Genomic DNA, 16,873 nt, shown 5'->3' with positions numbered 1-16,873 from the left:
AGACGCGGTGTAAAACCAGAGGCGATGACGAACGACCCCGCGTCCCCGCCGCCACCGACGGTCGCCGTGCTCGGCGCCGGCAGTTGGGGCACCGCGCTGGCCCTCCACTGCGCCCGCCGCGGCCTCGTGACGCGCCTGTGGACGCGCAGCCGCGAGCACTTCGAGGCGATGGCCGGGGCCGGCGTCAACGGCCGCTACCTGCCCGAGTTCCCGTTCCCCGACAACCTGTCGGTCGAGCACGACCTCGGCCGCGCGCTCGCCGGGGCGGGCTTCGTGATCCTCGCCATCCCCAGCCACGGGCTGCGCGCGACGCTCCACCTGGTCCACGCGGCGCTGGCCGGGCTCGGCGCCGCGGCGCCGCGGCCGTACTACTTGGTGGCCGCGAAGGGGGTCGAGATCGACAGCCTGCGGACCATGGCCGACGTGGTCCATGAGACATTGCCCAAAGAACATGCGGCCCGCATGGCGGTGCTCGGCGGGCCGAGCTTCGCCGCCGAGGTCGCGCGCGGGCTGCCGACGGCGGTGGTGATCGCCAGCGCCGACCCGGCGGCGGCGGGGGCGATCCAGCAGTGGATGCACGGCGACGGGCTGCGGGTCTACGTCACCCACGACGTCGTCGGCGTCGAGCTCGGCGGGGCGTTCAAGAACGTGATCGCGCTGGCGGCCGGCGTGTGCGACGGGGCGGGGCTGGGACAGAACGCCCGCGCGGCCCTCATCACGCGCGGGCTGGCGGAGATCGGCCGGCTCTGCATCGCCCTCGGCGCCGACCCCGTGACGCTGTCGGGGCTCGCCGGGCTCGGCGACCTCGTGCTCACCTGCACCGGCGGTCTGTCGCGCAATCGCAGGGTCGGGCTGGCGCTCGGCCAGGGTCGGGCGTTGCAGGAGATCCTCGACGAGATGGGGATGGTCGCCGAGGGCGTCAACAACACCCTCAGCGCCCACCGCCTGGCCCAGCGCGAGCGGGTCGAGATGCCGATCACTCAGATCATGCACGCGATCCTCTACGAGGGCATGAGCGTGCGCCGGGCCGTGGCCGCGCTCATGCAGCGCGACCTGAAGCCCGAACGGGATTGACGCGGCGCCCGCCCGGTCGGCCGCGTCGCCCGAACTGCAGGTCTCGACTTGCCCGGACGACAGGTGGGCGCCCGCCTACCATTGCGACGAGAGTGCGCGATCCCGGTTGCGGCCTGGGCGCAGGTTCAGGTCTCCATCGCCCGACCGGCGGCCCCGAGCGCGCGCTGCCGGGAATTTAGCCCGCAACGCCGCGGCTTTATCCGCGTCGCCGCGGGCGCAGGTCGGCGCCCGCGGCCGGGGCTTGGCGGCAGATCGCAGATCCGTTAATCTGGAGCCGCCTTGAGCAACATTGAGCCAACGCCCTTCGGCGACAAATATGTGCTTGTCGAGCACATCGCTACCGGCGGCATGGCCGAGATCTATCGCGCCACGTACTCCGGCATCGAGGGGTTCGCCAAGGAATTGGTGGTCAAGCGTCTGCGCGAGGAGTTCGCCGAGCGGCCGAACGTCGTGCGCATGTTCCTCGACGAGGCGCGCGTCGCCGCCACGCTGACGCACCAGAACGTGGTGCACACCTACGACCTCGGCGAGATCGGCGGCGAGTACTTCATCGCCATGGAGCTCCTGAAGGGCGAGGAGCTGGTCGCGGTCCTGCGCAAGTCGGCCAAGACGGGGCTGCAGCTGCCGCTGCAGATCTCGCTCGGCATCATCATGCAGTCGCTCGAGGGGCTCTACTACGTGCATTCGCGGGCCGACGATCGCGGCCGGCTGCTCGGGCTCTGCCACCGCGACATCAACCCGACCAACATCCACGTCGGCTACGACGGCACCTGCAAGATCGTCGACTTCGGCATCGCCGCCACGCGCGCGAGCGTGCAGGGCGGCGAGGGCCAGTTCGCCGGCAAGCTGGCGTACATGGCCCCGGAGCAGGTGCTCGGGCACCCGATCGACGCGCGCGCCGACATCTTCGCGCTCGGCGTGGTGCTCTACGAGATGTGCCTCGGTCGCCGCCTGTTCCGCGGCGCGGCCGACGAGGTGGCCGAGCGCATCGTCGAGGGCGACATCCCGGCGCCGACGTTCGTCGACCCGGAGTTCCCGCCGGCGCTCGAGGCCATCATCATGAAGGCGCTCGAGGTCGACCCGGCCGACCGCTACCAGAACTGCGACCACATGTTCCGTGACCTCGAGCGGTTCACGGAAGAGGCGGGCATCCGCAGCACGCCGCGCATCATCTCGAACTACATGGCCGAGATGTTCGGCGAGGGCGCGCCGGCCGAGGTCAACTACGACGACCTCTACGACGACCTCGCCGACGAGGCCCTCGACTTCGACCAGTTCGACCGCCTCGACTCGCAGGACCAGAAGGACGACGCGCCCGACTGGGCCAAGCCGGCGCAGTCCGACTCGCGCAGCAAGAAGTCGATGACGATCGGCAACCTCGACGCGGTGCTCGCCGAGGCCCAGCGGCTGCAACAGGCGCAACAACAGCAGGCGGCGCAGCAGCAGAAGCCGGCGACCGGGTCGGCGCCGACGGCCCGCAGCAAGCGCGCGGAGTCCGAGGCGGCGGCGGTGGCCGGGGCGCGCCGCGCCCACCGCAAGTCGTCGTCGGCCCGGCACAAGACGGTGCCGCCGGCGGCGACCCAGAGCACGGGCTCGGGTCCGCGGCGGCCGCCGACGGGGGCCAACCGCTCACTCACGGCGGGGCGCTCGATGACGAAGGGCACGCCGACGACGGCGACGTCGTCGATGCCGGTGGTGGTGGTCGATCCGGGCGCGACGAGCACCACTTTCGGCCACGGCATCATGGCCGACCAGACCAAGCGCGGCGGCGCGGCCATCACCTGGATCCTCGTGCTGTTCGGGCTCGGCGGCCTCGGGTACGTCGCGTACACGATGTTCTCGATGAAGTAGGGCGAGGCGGGCGCGGGGCAGCAGACAAGTAGCGGGCGAGACGGGAAAAGCCGATGCACAGCGTCGAGGTCCAAGGCAATCACACCTGGGGTAAGTTCTCCGCCTTCCGCGTGCTCGGCGATCACGAGCCGATGCCGGGGTTCCGTCTGGTGATGCAGTTCGCGCCGCGCCCCGAGGGCGTGGCCCGCCTGCTCGAGATGCGCGCGCGCGCCAACGACCCGCTCGACTCGGAGCTGGCGCGCCTCACCGTGCGCGCCGGCATCGGTCTGCTGCAGTCGCACAACGTGTCGTTCGCGTACGCCAGCGCCGAGGAGGTCGTGGCCCTGGTCCGCGCCGACGCGGTCCAGCGCATGGGCAGCTCGATGGCGGTCTACGAGCAGCTGCTGTCGATGTACTCGGCCCGCCTGGCGGTGCTGCTCGGCGAGGAGCTGGTGGTCCACGGGCACATCTTCGAGTTCCCCGACATCGGCATCGCCCGCCGCGCCTTCGTGTCGGCGCAGGAGTGGCTCGAGGAGGCCACGCCGCTCCGCTCGTCGCGCCGCCTCGGCCTGCAGATGCGCGGCCTCGGCCAGCCGTTCCACCCGTCCAGCCTCGAGACCGTCGAGGCCCAGGCCAGCCTGCTCCGCTCGGCCGGCGTCGACCTCGAGACGCTGCCGCACTGGTGGTGGCGCGGCGTCGCGGCCCGCTTCCGCTCGGACGGCGGCGTCGAGCTCTACGACGATGTCCCCCACGGCGCCGACTTCGCCGCGCTCGTCTCCGACGTGTGACGCGGCAGGCGCCGCGGGGCGAGGCCGGGGCGCGGGGACGCGGACGAGGGCGCTCCGGCGCGTCGTCCCGGGCGTGACGGGCGTCGGGCCCCGCGGCGGTGCATGAGCGAGGTGCCGTGATGCGCGGGCTCTACGTCCACGTGCCGTTCTGCGCCCGGGCCTGCCCGTACTGCGACTTCGACTTCCAGGTCGGCCGGACGCCCGACGCGGCCGGCTTCGTCACCGGGCTCGAGCGCGAGCTGGACGCGCGGGCGCAGGAGCTGGCCGAGTGGACATGCCCGGACGAGCATGTCGATTCGGGCATGTCCGATGGGACATGGTCGACGGTGTACCTCGGCGGCGGCACGCCGAGCCTGCTCGGGCCGGCCGGGCTGGGGCTGCTCGGCGAGTGGCTGGCGCGGCGCTTCCCGGGCGCGGGCGGGCGCGAGTTCACGGTCGAGGTGAACCCCGAGCACGGCGATCCGGCGCTCTATTCGGCGGTCCGGGCGATCGGCGGCACGCGGGTGTCGCTGGGGACGCAGAGCCTCGAGCTCGCGGGCCTGCGCACGCTCGGGCGGATGCACACGCCGGCGCAGGCGCTCGCGTCGGTGGCGGCGGCGGCGGCGGCGGGGCTGCGCGTGAGCGCCGATCTGATCGTCGGCTGGCCGGGGCAGACGGCGGCGGGCGTGGCGGCGGATGTCCGCGGGCTGGTCGAGGCCGGGGCGGAGCACGTGTCGGTGTACGCGCTGACGATCGAGGCCGACACGCCGTGGCCGACGCTGGTGCGGCGCGGCAAGCGGCGGCTGCCCGACAGCGACCACCAGGCGGACATGCTGGCCGCGGCCGAGCAGGCGCTGACGGCCGCGGGGCTGCGGCACTACGAGGTCGCCAGCTACGCGCGCGCGGGCGCGGAGGCGCGGCACAACCTGCTCTACTGGACCTGGCAGGACTACCTCGGCCTCGGGCCCTCGGCGCACTCGGCCCGCTACTTCGCCGACGGCGCGGTGCTGCGGCGCGGCAACCTCCGCGGGCTGCCGGCGTGGGTGAACGATCCGGGGACCCCGGCCGAGGCGGAGCGGCTGACGCCGGAGGCCGCGGCGATCGAGGGGCTGTGGACGGGGCTGCGCGACCTCCGGGGGCTCGACGTGGCGGCCTACCTGCGCCGCTTTCCCGCGGTGACGCGCGCGTGGGTCGAGGCGCGGGCGCGCCGACAGGTGATGCGCGGGAACCTCGAGTGGGTCGACGAGGATCGGGTGCTGCGGATCGCGCCGGGGCGCTGGTACTGGCACGACGCGGTCGCGGCCGACCTGCTGGCGTGAGGTGAGAGTTGGCGCGGGGCGAACCGGGTGCATCGGGCCGCCGGTCGCGAGCGGTGATGGCCGAATGGCGGGAGGTACGGGGGGGGTTGGCGCTGGCACGACGCGGTCGCGGGGCGTGCCCGCGGGGGATCTATCTGTATGGTCGACAGGACATGTCCTGCGAGGCATCTCGATGGACGTGGAACGATGTCCGTCCGGACATGCCATCAAGGACATGTCCGGACAGACATGAGCTAGCCGAGGTCGAAGACCAGGGCTTCCCCGCCCGTGGTGCCCTCGAGGGTCACCGCCGGCTCGTCGGACAGGGCCAGGGCGTCGCCGGCCTGGAGGTCGTGGCCGTTGACGCGGACGCTGCCGCGGGCGACGTGGACCCAGGCGTGGCGACCTGGCGCGAGCGGGTGCTCGGCGCGCTGGCCGGCGGCGAACAGGCCGGCGTAGACGGCGGCGTCGGTGTGGATCGTGACGCTGTCGTCGCGGCCGTCGCGGCTGGCGACCAGGCGCAGGCGGCCGTCCTTGTCGGCCGTGCCGAAGCTGCGCTGCTGGTAGCCGGGCTTGAGGCCGCGGCGCTCCGGGAGCAGCCAGATCTGCAGGAAGTGCACGGGCTCGGTGCGCGAGGCGTTGAACTCGCTGTGCGTGACGCCGGTGCCGGCGCTCATGACCTGCACGTCGCCGGGGCGGATGACCGAGCCGGTGCCCATGGAGTCGCGGTGCTCGAGGCCGCCCTCGAGCACGTAGGAGAGGATCTCCATGTCGCGGTGCGGGTGGGTGCCGAAGCCGCGGCCGGGCTCGACGCGGTCCTCGTTGATGACGCGGAGGTCGCGGAAGCCCATGTGCGCCGGGTCGTGATAGTCGGCGAACGAGAAGGTGTGGTGGGAGTCGAGCCAGCCGTGGTCGGCGTGGCCGCGGGCGTCGGCGGGGCGCTTGGTGATCATGACGGAGCCCATCATGACGCGGCTTTTCATGCTGTAAACGAATAAAAATGTGATGTCATCCATCAGTTTCTGCGATACTTCGTGGATGATCGGCGAGGTCACGCTCGACCAACTGCGCGTGCTGGTGGCGGTCGCCGAGGCCGGCAGCTTCTCGGCGGCGGCCCGTCGGCTGCGGCGGGTGCAGTCGGCGGTCAGCCAGGCGATCGCCAACCTCGAGCGCCAGCTCGAGGTCGCGATCTTCGACCGCTCGACCCGGGTGCCGACGCTGACCGAGCCGGGGCGGGCGATCCTGGCGGCGGCCCGGCGGGTGGCCGGAGAGGTCGACGCGCTGCGCGGGGTGGCTGCCGGGCTGGCGCAGGGGCTCGAGCCGGCGGTGTCGCTGTGCGTCGACGCGTTGTTCCCGCTGCAGGTGCTGGTGGCGCTGTGCCGCGAGTTCGCGGCGGCGTTCCCGAGTGTGGCGCTGCGCGTCGACACGGAGACGATGTCCGACGTGGCGGCGCGCGTGCTGGCAGGAGCCGCGACGCTCGGGGTGGCGGCGCCGATCGCCGTGGCCCCCGGGCTCGAGCGGCGGCCGCTGGCGCCGATCCGGATGATCGCGGTGGCGGCGGCCGGGCACCCGCTGGCGCGCGTGCGGGGCAAGATCGCCAGCGCCCGCCTGGCCGACCACGTGCAAGTGGTGCTGTCGGAGCGCGGGACGGCGGGGGTGCCCGACCAGGCGGTGCTGTCGCCGCGGACCTGGCGCGTGGCCGATCTGCACACGAAGCAGGCGCTGCTGCGCGCGGGGCTCGGGTGGGGCAACTTGCCGGCGGCGATGATCGAGGACGATCTGCGGGCGGGTCGACTGGTGGCGATCCGGCCGGCGGCGTGGGCCGAGGACGAACACACGCTGCACCTGGCGGCGATCCACCGCGCGGACACGATCCTCGGGCCGGCGCACCGGTGGATCGTCGAGCGCCTGGCGACGCTGTGCGCGGCGGACCAGGCGAGCGCAGGGACGGCGGGGGCGGACGCGAGCTCGAGCAGGACGCGAGCGGGCGCGGCGGGCAGGAGGACGGCGAATTCGGTCGCGCCGGGGCTGACGAGTGAGACGCAGCCGGGGCGGGCGAGGGAGACGCGGGCGGCGAGGGCTCGGGGTCGGCCGGGCAAGCGCGGGCGTCGGGACAAGGCCGCGAGGCCGGTGAAGGCGGGCAAGGCTTGAGCCGCGGCTGCGCGAGCGCGCGGGCGAGCGTGCTGGCATCCGGGGGCGAGACGAGGTAAGAGCGAGTCGAGTGGAGCTGAGCCCGAGACGCCAGCGGATCCTGTTCGCAGTGTGCCGCGAGTACATCGTCTCCGGGCGCGCGGTGGCGTCGGGGGCGCTGGTTCAGGTCCACGGGCTCGAGTGGTCGCCGGCGACGATCCGCAACGAATTGGTGGCGCTCGAGGAGGCCGGGTACGTGTCGCAGCCGCATCAATCGGCCGGGCGCCTGCCGACGGCGCTGGGGATGCGGCTGTACGTGCGCTCGCTGGTGCGGCCGCCGCCGCTGCGGCCGGAGCTGCGGCGCGCGGTCGACGTGTCGCTGTCGGAGCCGGTCAGCGGCCCCGAGGGGATGCGGGTGGCGGCGCAGGTGCTGAGCGAGGTGGCGAGCTGCGTGGCGGTCACGTTCGTCAGCGAAGACCGCGGCGGCCGGGACGGGAAGGTCCAGCAGGTCGACCTGGTGCCGGTGCAGGGCTGCCGGGCGATGGTGGCGCTGACGCTGGCGGGGATGCACACGCGGCTGCACCCGGTCACGATCGACGCCCGCTTCGCCGAGGGCGGCGGGATGCTGCGGCTGCAGGAGCGGCTGCGCGGGCTGTGCGTCGGCAAGACGCTGGCCGAGGCGCGCGCCGAGCTGTCGCGCCTGTGGGCCGAACACGAGGCGCGCCTCGACCGCCTGCTGGCCGAGAGCCTGCGGCTCGGGCTGTGGCTGTGCACGGCGGCGGCGCTCGACCCGTTGTGGGTCCAGATCGCCGGGCAGCGGCTGCTGGCGGGCCAGAGCGACCAGACGCTGGCGCAGGTGCTGGCGCTGTTCGACGACTATCACGGGCTGGCGGAGCTGCTGTGTCAGCTGCTGCCCGAACACTCGCTCGACCAGGCGCGCGCCGAGGTCCACGTGGCGGCCGAATTGCGGCCGGCGCTGACGGGCCTGGGGCCGACCGGGCCGTGCGTGCTGGCGGGCATGAGCCTGATCGGCTGCCGCGTGCAGCCGGTCGAGGACGGTCGCACGGCGGCGGTGGCCCTGCTGGGCTCGGATCGCATGGATTACGAGGCGGCGATCCCTCTGGTAGAGTACGCGGCGCAAGCGCTGGCGGCGCGCACGAGCGAGTGATCCCTCACTGCGGTCGGCGCTCCGAATTCGAGGTCGCGATTCGGGCTTGTCTCGCGCGCTCGCCGGCCTTAAAGCGGGAGCCGCATGAGCCAGGATCCACAGGAAGAGAACACGGACGGCGCGGGCGAGAACGGCAACGGCGCGCCCGTGGAAGCCGAGTTGGTCATCACTCCCGAGGAGCGGGCCGAGCAGGCCGAGGCCGAGAAGGCCGACCTCAAGGACAAGTGGCTGCGCGCCCTGGCCGAGCTCGAGAACTACAAGAAGCGGACGCGGCGCGAGATCGACGACAACGTGTTCCGGGCCCAGCAGAACCTGCTGAACGCGTTCCTGCCGACGGTCGACAACCTCGGGCGGGCGCTCGATCTGGCGCGCGACAACGAGCAGCTCCACAAGGGCATCCAGATGGTCGTCAACGACTTCATGAGCGCCCTCGGCCGCTTCGGCGTCGAGCCGGTGCCGAGCGTCGGCCACCCGTTCGACCCGGCCATCCACGAGGCGCTGCAGCAGATCGACACGCCCGACTTCCCGCCCGGGGTGGTCGCGCGCGAGTGGGAGAAGGGCTTCCGCCAGGGCGACCGCCTGCTCCGCCCGGCCCGCGTGGTCATCGCCGGCCCCGGCTCGACCGGCGGCAAGGCCGAGGGCGCAGCGTCGTAACGCATGGCCGGTCCGCGACCGAGCCCGATCCTCGGCATCGACCTCGGGACCACCAACTCGTGCGCCGCGGTGATGGACGGCGGCGAGGTCCGCGTGCTCGTCAACGCCGAGGGCAGCCGCACGACCCCGAGCGTGGTGGCGTTCGCCGGCCAGGAGGTCCTGGTCGGCACGCTGGCGCAGCGACAGGCGGCGGTCAGCCCGGCGACCACGATCTACGCGGCGAAGCGGCTGATCGGCCGCAGCTACGCGGCGGTCGCCGGCCTGCGCGCGCGGCTGACCTACGACCTCGTGCCCGGCGACAACGGCGACGCGTGGATCGAGGTCGCCGGCCGCACGATCGCGCCGGCCGCGGTCGGGGCGCACGTGCTGGCGGCGCTGCGCGACGCGGCGGAGGCGGCGATCGGGCAGCCGGTGACGCGCGCGGTCATCACGGTGCCGGCCTACTTCGACGACGCGCAGCGCCAGGCGACCCGCGACGCCGGGACGATCGCGGGGCTGCGGGTCGAGCGGATCGTCAACGAGCCGACGGCGGCGGCCCTGGCCTACGGGCTGGCTGACCGCAAGGACAGGCCGCCGAAGATCGTGGCGGTCTACGACCTCGGCGGCGGGACCTTCGACCTGTCGCTGCTCGAGCTGCGCAGCGGGGTGTTCGAGGTGCTGGCGACCGCCGGCGACACGCTGCTCGGTGGCGAGGACTTCGACGCGGCGCTGGTCGACCACCTGGCCGAAGGGTTCAAGCGCGAGCACGGCGTCGACCTCCGCCGCGACCGCGCGGCGCTGGTGAAGCTGCAGGACGCGGCGCAGCGAGCCAAGCACGAGCTGAGCTGGTCGCTGGCGACGGACATCGAGGTGCCGTTCGTGGCCTCGGCCGGCGGCCGGCCGTTGCACCTGCAAGCGAGCCTGTCGCGGCTCGAGCTCGAGCGCCTGGTGCGGCCGCTGATCGCCCGCACGCTCGAGCCGTGCCGCCGCGCGCTGGCCGACGCGAAGCTGCGCGCCCGCGACGTCGACGAGGTGATCCTGGTCGGCGGGCAGACGCGCATGCCGCGGGTGGTCGAGGCGGTGGCCGAGTTCTTCGGCCGGGCGCCCAACACGTCCCCGAACCCCGACGAGGTGGTGGCCGTCGGCGCGGCGATCCAGGGCGCGGTGCTGGCGGGCGAGGTCGAGGAGGTGCTGCTGCTCGACGTGGTGCCGCTCGACATCGGCGTCGAGACGCAGGGCGGGGTGTTCACATCGCTGGTGCCGCGCAACACGACGGTGCCGACCCGCCGCGCGGAGGTGTTCGGCACGACGCTCGACGGCCAGACGGCGGTCGACGTGCACGTGCTGCAGGGGCTGCGTGAGATGGCGGCCGACAACCAGACGCTGGCGCGCCTGCGCCTGTCGGGCATCGCCGAGGCGCCGCGCGGGGCGCCGCAGATCAAGGTGACGTTCGAGGTCGACGCCGACGGGATCTTGCACGTGTCCGCGCGTGAGCTCGGGTCCGGCGCGGAGGTCGCGACGACGGTGCAGCCGGCGGCCGGGCTGACCCGGGCCCAGGTCGAGCAGCTGGCCCGCGAGGCCGCAGCCGCGCGCCAGGCCGATGCGGTCCGCAAGGACGCGGCGCTGCTGCGAAATCGCGCCGAGGCGCTGGCCTACGCGTGCGAGCGGGCGGCAGAGGGGCTGCCGGGGCTGCAGGCGCCGCAGCGCGCCTCGCTGCAGGCCGAGGTGACCGCGCTGCGCGAATTGCTCGCCGCGGCGGCGCCGGCGACGGCGATCGAGGCGGCCCTCTTGACCCTCGAGCGCTCCTCGCAGCAGATCTACGCGGCGCTGCTCGGCGCCGAGTCCACCGGGAGCTCCTGACCGCGGGAACCGAGAAATTCATGGCGCAGCACCAAGACCACTACGCCGTGCTCGGCGTGGCCTCCGGGGCCACGCTCGACGAGATCAAGCGCAGCTATCGCCGCCTGGCGCTGGCCAACCACCCCGACCGTCACCCGGGCGACGTCGAGGCCGAGGAGCGGTTCCGGGCCGTCAGCACGGCGTACGCGGTGCTCAGCGATCCGGTCCAGCGGGCCAAGTACGACGCGCAGCGGCACCTGCCGGTCGGGCTGTTCGACCAGCCGGTGACGATGCAGACGGCGCGCGACCTGCTCAGCGCGGTGGTCGGCGACGTGTTCGGCCGCCAGCGCCGCGAGCGTCGCCGCGGCCGCGATGTCCGCTACACGTTGACGGTCGACCTGGCAGAGGCGGCCCTGGGCTCGGAGCACGAGATCCAGTTCGAGGCGCTGGGACCGTGCGCCAGCTGCGGGGGCACGGGGGCCAAGCCGGCCGGGCGCCCGCCGACGACCTGCCCGCTCTGCCACGGCCGCGGCGAGGTCAAGGGCGAGGGTTTTTTGGCGCGCCACACGACGTGTGGCCGCTGCGCCGGGACGGGGATGATCCAGCTCGACCCGTGCGAGACGTGCCGCGGCCGCGGAGCCCGACGCGAGCAGCGGTCGTTCAAGGTCCGCCTGCCGCCCGGGACCGAGGGCGGGGCGGAGAAGGTGATCCAGAACCACGGCGAGCCGGGCCAGTTCGGCGGCGGGCCCGGCAACCTGCGCGTGACCGTCAGCGTGCGCCCGCACGCGTGGCTGCGCCGCGAGGGCCAGGACATCCACTGCGACCTGTTCGTCAGCCCGCTCGAGGCGGCCCGCGGCGGCAAGGTCCCGGTGCCGACGCTGACCGGCTCGGCGCTGCTCGAGCTGCCGCCCGGGGTGGCCACCGGCGCCAAGCTGCGCCTGCGCGGCAAGGGCGTGCCCAGCGAGGGCGGCCGCGCCGGCGACCAACTGGTGACGGTGGTGGTCGAGACGGCGAACCTGTCCTCGAGGACTGGCGCGGTCGTGGCCGCGCTCGAGGGGCTCGAGCGCGCGCTGCAGGCCGAACCGCAGGCGCTGCCGAAGCGGGCGGCCCAGCGCGGGCTGAAGTGAGCGCCCGAAGGGGCATGCCCGAAGGGGCATGCTCGGAGGAGCATGTCTTGAGGCGCAGGTACGTCGCCGCGCGCAGAGCTGCCGCGTGAACCGGGACTGGCTCGCGCGCGGGCGAGAGCTCGAGACCCGGCGGCGGTGGGACTCGGCATGGCGACGCGTGGCCCGATCTGCTCGAGCGCCGCGCCGCGGAGGGCGACCTCGATCGCGCGGGGCCCGCTGGGCGGTCCGCGGCGAGCACTGCGCGTCGAAGACGGCGCGAGTGACCAGGTGTCCTCCGAGACATGTGATGCGCCCGGGTACGCCCCGATAGGTTGGAAGGGACAGGTGCGGAGGCGGCCGGTGGCGGCGAGTGACATGTCCGGAGAGACAGGTGCACGAGCCATCCGCTGCACCGGGGTCTGGAGCCCGTGGGGGCTCCAGTATTGGCAGGGGCGGGCTGGGGCCGCGGCGGGCCGCTGCTTTGACGCCGGGCTGCAGTTCTTCAACAATGCCGGCGATGCTCCGCCCGTGCGCCGCCTCGCTCCTCGCGCTGCTCATGTCCGGCTGCTTCTCGCCGAGCGGGAGCGACTCGAGCGGCGGCCCGCTCACCGCGAGCGAGACGCAGGCGGCGAGCACGAGCACGCTCGGGATGACGAGCACGAGCGAGCCGACGACGACGCCGACGACCATCTCCACCGGGTCGACGACGGAGCACGTCGACCCGCCGACGACCACGGAGAGCACGACGGCCGAGGTGTCGAGCAGCTCGACGACCGGGATGGCGGGGGAGTGCGGCAACCAGATGCTCGATCCCGGCGAGGAGTGCGACGACTCGAACGCGTTTCCGGGCGACGGCTGCTTCCAGTGCATGAACGAGGCGATCTGCGGCGACGGGGTGGTCGACGCGGGCGAGGAGTGCGACGGCGGCAAGGCCTGCTCGGATTGCGTGCGCACGCATTTCTGGGCGTTCGTCACGACCGATCCGGTCTCGGTCGTCGAGTTCGGCAGCGTCGACGGCGCGGACTCGTACTGCACCAAGCGGGCCAACGACGCGGGTCTGCCCGGCAAATTCGTCGCCTGGCTGGGCACCGGCACGCAGCCGGTGGCGATGCGGCTGGTCCATTCGTCGCGTGAGTGGCGGACGACGAACGACCTGCCGATCGCCGCCAGCTGGGACGACCTGGAGGACGGGGATCTGGCGCGATCGCTCAACGTCACCGAAAAAGGCGCGGAGCTGCTGCTCCGGCCGCAGTGCGGCGCCTGTCCGGTGTGGACGGCCTCGACCGTCGACGGTCTGGCGCTGATGCCGAACTGCAGCGGCTGGACCGCGGTCGGCATGGAGTCCGCCGCGGTCGGCGAGTGCTCGATGGCCGACAGCCACTGGACCGAGGGTTGCGACACGGCCCCGTGCACCGCGACGGCGCGGCTGTACTGCTTCGAGCAGCCGCCGCCGCCGTGAGTCAGTAGTCGAGCCGCACGCCGAGCACGGGGAGGATCGGGACGCCGACGATGCTGCGCGTGCCCGAGTAGTCGTCGAGGTACCACACGCCCTCGGCGTTCTGCCGGTTGTACACGTTCTGCACGTCGAGGTAGGCGGAGACGATGGCGCGCGAGAGGACCCACGTCTTGTCGACGCGCAGGTCGAGCTGGTGGAACACGGGCATGCGGGCGCTGTTGTACTCGCCGGCGAGCGGCTGGGTGATGGGGCGCGCGCCATCCTGCTTGATGCCGCCGACGATCGGGGTGTAGGGCAGGCCGGTGACGACGCGGAAGCGGCCGGCGAGCTGCCAGCGGCGCGGCAGCTTGAGGCCGAGCACGGCGACGAGGTTGTGCCGCTGATCGAACTCGTTGGGGAAGCGCAGCTCGGCCCGGCCGTCGCTGGTGAAGGTGCCGAAGCGTCCGCGCATCCAGGTGTAGGCGAGCCAGCCGAACAGCCGCCGCGTGAGGTCGTGGCGCAGCATCACCTCGAGGCCGTAGGTGAGGCCGGCGGCGTCTCGCTGCCCGTAATGCCAGCCGCCGGTCGGCGCGGGCGACTGCGTGCGATCGCGGCGCCAGAAGGCGGTGGCGTCGAGGCCGAGCGCGGCGGTGAGCTGGAGGTGGACGCTGGCGCTGAGCTGCAGGGCCTGGCGCAGGCCGAGCCGGCTGTGCGGGCTGATGTCGAGGCGCGGATCGAGGTAGCGGATCGCGCCGGGGAGGACGATCTGGGTGTCGATGCCGAGGCTGTCGAGGGCACTGAAGCTGTTGGAGACGTTCGGGAGCGGGCTGCCGGGGACGAAGTGCGGCTGCGAGTAGCGGCCGGCGCCGAGCTGGACGGCGACGCGGGCGTGCGGGGCCCAGCGAGCGTGCAGCCGCGGGTCGATCGAGAACTTCGGCTCGCCCCTGGCGGCGAACAGGCTGGCCCGAAGACCAGGTGAGAGGGTGAGCCGGCCGAGCGTGAGCAGGGGTGTGACGTAGGCGCCGCTCGTCGAGGTCACGCCGCGGGCGACGTCGTCGACGGAATTTATGTACGAGACGTCGATGTGCGTGCGCGTGCGGTGGCGATCGATCTGGGCGTCGGCGCCGAAGGTCAGCTGGAACCGCCGCGACACGCGCGCGGTGGCCTCGGCGCGCAGGAGGCCGACGACGTCGGTGCGCCGCTGGACCTGGGCCTCGCTCTCGACGCCGCTGCGATCGAGGCGCAGCGCCGGCGAGAGCAGGAAGTCCCACGCGCCGTGGCGCTTCTTGTAGACGAGGTCGAGCCGGTGGAAGGACGAGCTGAGCGCGACGCCCTGCGCGCCGGCGATGTGGCTGTCGAAGCGGAGGAGGTCACTGGCGCCGAGCAGGCGCGCGGTGAGGCTGGCGCCCGGGCCGACGGGGTGATCGAAGACGACCTGATAGTCGCTGTACTTGGGGCGCAGGTAGTCGCGGCCAAACGCGAGCCGGCCGACGACGCCGAGCGCGAGGTCGAGGTAGCCGCGCTGGGCGGCGATGAGGAAGGAGCCGCGACCGACCGGGCCCTCGACGAGCGCGCCGGCGGAGATGATGTCGAGCTTGGCGTGGCCGTGGAGGCCGTCGCGCCGGCCGACGCGCGGGGTGAGGACGACGAGGCCGCCGGTGGCGTTGCCGTAGTTGGCGGCGAAGTTGCTCGGGACGTACTGCAGGCCCGAGAGCACGCCGCCGGGGACGATGCTGGCGAGGCCGGGGATGTGGAAGGCGCGCGGGACGGGGTGCTCGCCGACGAACACCTGCGACTGGTTGGGCGCGGCGCCGCGGAGGACGAGCAGGCCGAGGCCGCCGGGGACGCGCGCGGCGCCGGGCAGGTTCTGCAGGGCGCGCAGCGGGTCGCCCTGGCTGCCGGGCAGCGCGGCGATCTCGTCGGGTCCGAGCTCGACGCTGAACGGGCTCGGTCGCGGGGTGCGCTCCTGGGCGACGATGGTGCGGTAGCGGCCCGAGCCCGTCGGTTGCAGGTAGATGACGGGCGGACGCCGGCGGCGCCAAAAGGCGGCGGTGGTCGGCTGCTCGAGCCGCTCGTGCCCGCCGGCGACGACGACGAGCTCGAAGTCGAGGGCGGGCAGATCGGCGAGGACGAAGCTGCCGTCGCCGGCGGTGACGGCCTCGCGCGTCCACGCGGGGCCGCGCCGGGCACGGGCGAAGATTCGCGCGCCGGCGAGCGGCTGGCGCTCGCCGGCGCTGCGGAGGGTGCCGCGGGCCTCGAGTCGGATGGTCGAAGGGACAGGTTGATTGCGGGTGGTCGAAGGGACAGGTCGTGAGGTGGCCGCGGCGAGGGCCGGGGTTTGTGTCCGGCTGGTTGAAGGGACAGGTTTTGCGCCGACGGCGGGGGGTCCGGCGAGCGCGAGGAGGAGCCCGAGGAGCGCCGTGATCATGGGGCGGGGGCGGCGTCCTCGGCGACGAAGCGCAAGGTGGCGAAGGCGCGACCCTGGCGGGTGTCGGCGACGTAGAGGTAGAGGTCGACGGGCTCGGGATCGTCGGGGACGACCCACAAGCGGATCTCATCGTCGAGCGGGTCGCCAATCTCCTGGACCTCGGCGGACAGGCCGATCCTGGCGACGAGTTGCTCCTCCCTGGGCATGACGGTGAGGTGGTCGGAGGCGGCGACGGAGGTGAAGGCGTAGTACTCCTGCTGCGAGTCGTCGCTGTACTGCGGGGTGACGGAGATCCGGTCGCCGGCGTGGACCCGCACGGTGTCGCCGTCCTGCGCCAGCTGCTCGCGGCCGTTGCGGCGCACCAGCAGGCCGGTGAGGACGGGGTTGAGGTCGGGCGGAGTGTCGGCGAGGTCGGGCGGCAGCTCGCCGTCGAGGGGGTACAGGCTCATCAGCGCGGGTACGGTGGTGAAGGCCTTCCACTCCGGCCCGAGGGTCAGGGCGCGCTGCTGCATGAGGCACGACTCGAGGCCGGCCCGCGGCAGGCTGGTGTAGCGCTGCAGGCAGGTCTCGGGGTCGACGTCGCCGTGGGCGGTGAAGGCCATGACTTGGATCCACCCGCGGAACTCGGGGTTGGCAGTGTAGGCCCCGCCGAGGCTCAGGCGCACGCGCTCGCCCTCGCCGAGGCGGCACGTCTCCGGGAACGACAGCGGCAGCGGGACGGGGCAGGCCGGGAGCTCCTCGTAGGTGAACGGGAAGCCGCAGCCGAAGGGACACGCCAGCCAGGTCGGCGGCGGGACGGAGATGTCGGGCGGACCGACGCCGATCCACTGCAGCTCGAGGGTGTCGAGCGGCAGGGCCTCGGCGCGCTCGCGGCCGTCGGGGACGACGAGGTCGGAGGAGTAGCCGCCCGGTTCGACGACGCGGACGACGAGGCCCCACGCGACCGGATGATCGACGACCCAGGGCGGTCGATCGTACTGCACGCAGCCGCCGAGGAGCCCGAGGCCGACGACCAGCGCTGTCCGCATCGCCGCTCAATGTAGCGGGCATGAGCGGGCGAGGAAAGCGGTATGCACGGGGCGCGAGCGTCGGGGCGAATCGGATGTCCGGAGGGACAGGTCGTGGTGCGGCGCGTCGGATGTCCGGAGGGACAGGCCGCGGCGCG

Annotated in this window: 13 protein-coding genes; 10 read left to right on the top strand and 3 right to left on the bottom strand. The window is 73.3% G+C overall.

The window, feature by feature from the left end; all coding sequences use genetic code 11:
• Positions 1 to 24: 24 nt before the first annotated feature.
• The 4 genes from K7C98_RS28910 (at position 25) to K7C98_RS28895 (ending at position 4,990) form a co-directional block, all read left to right on the top strand.
• A complete protein-coding gene (locus K7C98_RS28910) occupies positions 25 to 1,074 on the top strand; it encodes an NAD(P)H-dependent glycerol-3-phosphate dehydrogenase (protein WP_224195023.1) in 1,050 nt (349 codons plus the stop codon).
• 318 nt (positions 1,075 to 1,392) lie between these two features.
• Positions 1,393 to 2,925: a serine/threonine-protein kinase gene (locus K7C98_RS28905; protein ID WP_224195056.1), complete on the top strand. Its 1,533-nt coding sequence runs from the start codon at positions 1,393 to 1,395 to the stop codon at positions 2,923 to 2,925.
• A 53-nt stretch (positions 2,926 to 2,978) separates the two neighbouring features.
• Positions 2,979 to 3,692: a hypothetical protein gene (locus K7C98_RS28900; RefSeq protein ID WP_224195022.1), complete on the top strand. Its 714-nt coding sequence runs from the start codon at positions 2,979 to 2,981 to the stop codon at positions 3,690 to 3,692.
• A gap of 119 nt (positions 3,693 to 3,811) precedes the next feature.
• Entirely contained in the window at positions 3,812 to 4,990 is a 1,179-nt protein-coding gene (locus tag K7C98_RS28895) for a coproporphyrinogen-III oxidase family protein (protein ID WP_224195021.1), read from the top strand.
• A gap of 233 nt (positions 4,991 to 5,223) precedes the next feature.
• Here K7C98_RS28895 and K7C98_RS28890 read toward each other — a convergent pair whose 3' ends face one another.
• Positions 5,224 to 5,922 carry a pirin family protein gene (locus K7C98_RS28890; RefSeq protein WP_224195020.1) on the bottom strand — a complete coding sequence of 233 codons (699 nt, stop codon included), beginning with the start codon at positions 5,920 to 5,922 and terminating at the stop codon, positions 5,224 to 5,226.
• Between the two features lie 52 nt (positions 5,923 to 5,974).
• Here K7C98_RS28890 and K7C98_RS28885 point away from each other — a divergent pair, with 52 nt between their 5' ends.
• The 6 genes from K7C98_RS28885 to K7C98_RS28860 all read left to right on the top strand — a co-directional run bounded on the left by K7C98_RS28885 (position 5,975) and on the right by K7C98_RS28860 (position 13,304).
• A complete protein-coding gene (locus K7C98_RS28885; RefSeq protein ID WP_224195019.1) occupies positions 5,975 to 7,120 on the top strand; it encodes a LysR family transcriptional regulator in 1,146 nt (381 codons plus the stop codon).
• Between the two features lie 70 nt (positions 7,121 to 7,190).
• Positions 7,191 to 8,267 carry a hypothetical protein gene (locus K7C98_RS28880; RefSeq protein WP_224195018.1) on the top strand — a complete coding sequence of 359 codons (1,077 nt, stop codon included), beginning with the start codon at positions 7,191 to 7,193 and terminating at the stop codon, positions 8,265 to 8,267.
• An 84-nt stretch (positions 8,268 to 8,351) separates the two neighbouring features.
• Positions 8,352 to 8,921, top strand: a complete 570-nt coding sequence (locus K7C98_RS28875) for a nucleotide exchange factor GrpE (protein WP_224195017.1) — start codon at positions 8,352 to 8,354, stop codon at positions 8,919 to 8,921.
• 3 nt (positions 8,922 to 8,924) lie between these two features.
• Positions 8,925 to 10,760, top strand: a complete 1,836-nt coding sequence (gene dnaK / locus K7C98_RS28870) for a molecular chaperone DnaK (protein WP_224195016.1) — start codon at positions 8,925 to 8,927, stop codon at positions 10,758 to 10,760.
• A 20-nt stretch (positions 10,761 to 10,780) separates the two neighbouring features.
• Complete coding sequence (locus tag K7C98_RS28865; protein ID WP_224195015.1) at positions 10,781 to 11,866, top strand: DnaJ C-terminal domain-containing protein; 1,086 nt, start codon at positions 10,781 to 10,783, stop codon at positions 11,864 to 11,866.
• Positions 11,867 to 12,362: 496 nt separating this feature from the next.
• A complete protein-coding gene (locus K7C98_RS28860; protein WP_224195014.1) occupies positions 12,363 to 13,304 on the top strand; it encodes a DUF4215 domain-containing protein in 942 nt (313 codons plus the stop codon).
• Position 13,305: 1 nt separating this feature from the next.
• Here the strand turns inward: K7C98_RS28860 and K7C98_RS28855 are convergent, their stop codons facing one another.
• Entirely contained in the window at positions 13,306 to 15,708 is a 2,403-nt protein-coding gene (locus K7C98_RS28855; RefSeq protein ID WP_224195013.1) for a TonB-dependent receptor, read from the bottom strand.
• On the bottom strand, positions 15,705 to 16,736 hold the full coding sequence (locus tag K7C98_RS28850; RefSeq protein ID WP_224195012.1) for a hypothetical protein: 1,032 nt from the start codon (positions 16,734 to 16,736) through the stop codon (positions 15,705 to 15,707). The genes K7C98_RS28855 and K7C98_RS28850 overlap by 4 nt, the downstream gene beginning before the upstream one ends.
• Between the last annotated feature and the right edge of the window lie 137 nt (positions 16,737 to 16,873).

The sequence above is a fragment of the Nannocystis pusilla genome, assembly GCF_020073745.1.
GTDB classification, from domain to species: Bacteria; Myxococcota_A; Polyangia; order Nannocystales; family Nannocystaceae; genus Nannocystis; species Nannocystis radixulma.
This window is presented reverse-complemented; position numbering and strand designations above follow the sequence as displayed.

Coding starts and splice junctions, on each gene's coding strand:
- K7C98_RS28910 (WP_224195023.1), top strand. CDS start 25: ATGACGAACGACCCCGCGTCCCCGCCGCCACCGACGGTCGCCGTGCTC.
- K7C98_RS28900 (WP_224195022.1), top strand. CDS start 2,979: ATGCACAGCGTCGAGGTCCAAGGCAATCACACCTGGGGTAAGTTCTCC.
- K7C98_RS28895 (WP_224195021.1), top strand. CDS start 3,812: ATGCGCGGGCTCTACGTCCACGTGCCGTTCTGCGCCCGGGCCTGCCCG.
- K7C98_RS28890 (WP_224195020.1), bottom strand. CDS start 5,922: ATGATCACCAAGCGCCCCGCCGACGCCCGCGGCCACGCCGACCACGGC.
- K7C98_RS28885 (WP_224195019.1), top strand. CDS start 5,975: ATGTCATCCATCAGTTTCTGCGATACTTCGTGGATGATCGGCGAGGTC.
- K7C98_RS28875 (WP_224195017.1), top strand. CDS start 8,352: ATGAGCCAGGATCCACAGGAAGAGAACACGGACGGCGCGGGCGAGAAC.
- dnaK (WP_224195016.1), top strand. CDS start 8,925: ATGGCCGGTCCGCGACCGAGCCCGATCCTCGGCATCGACCTCGGGACC.
- K7C98_RS28865 (WP_224195015.1), top strand. CDS start 10,781: ATGGCGCAGCACCAAGACCACTACGCCGTGCTCGGCGTGGCCTCCGGG.
- K7C98_RS28860 (WP_224195014.1), top strand. CDS start 12,363: ATGCTCCGCCCGTGCGCCGCCTCGCTCCTCGCGCTGCTCATGTCCGGC.
- K7C98_RS28855 (WP_224195013.1), bottom strand. CDS start 15,708: ATGATCACGGCGCTCCTCGGGCTCCTCCTCGCGCTCGCCGGACCCCCC.
- K7C98_RS28850 (WP_224195012.1), bottom strand. CDS start 16,736: ATGCGGACAGCGCTGGTCGTCGGCCTCGGGCTCCTCGGCGGCTGCGTG.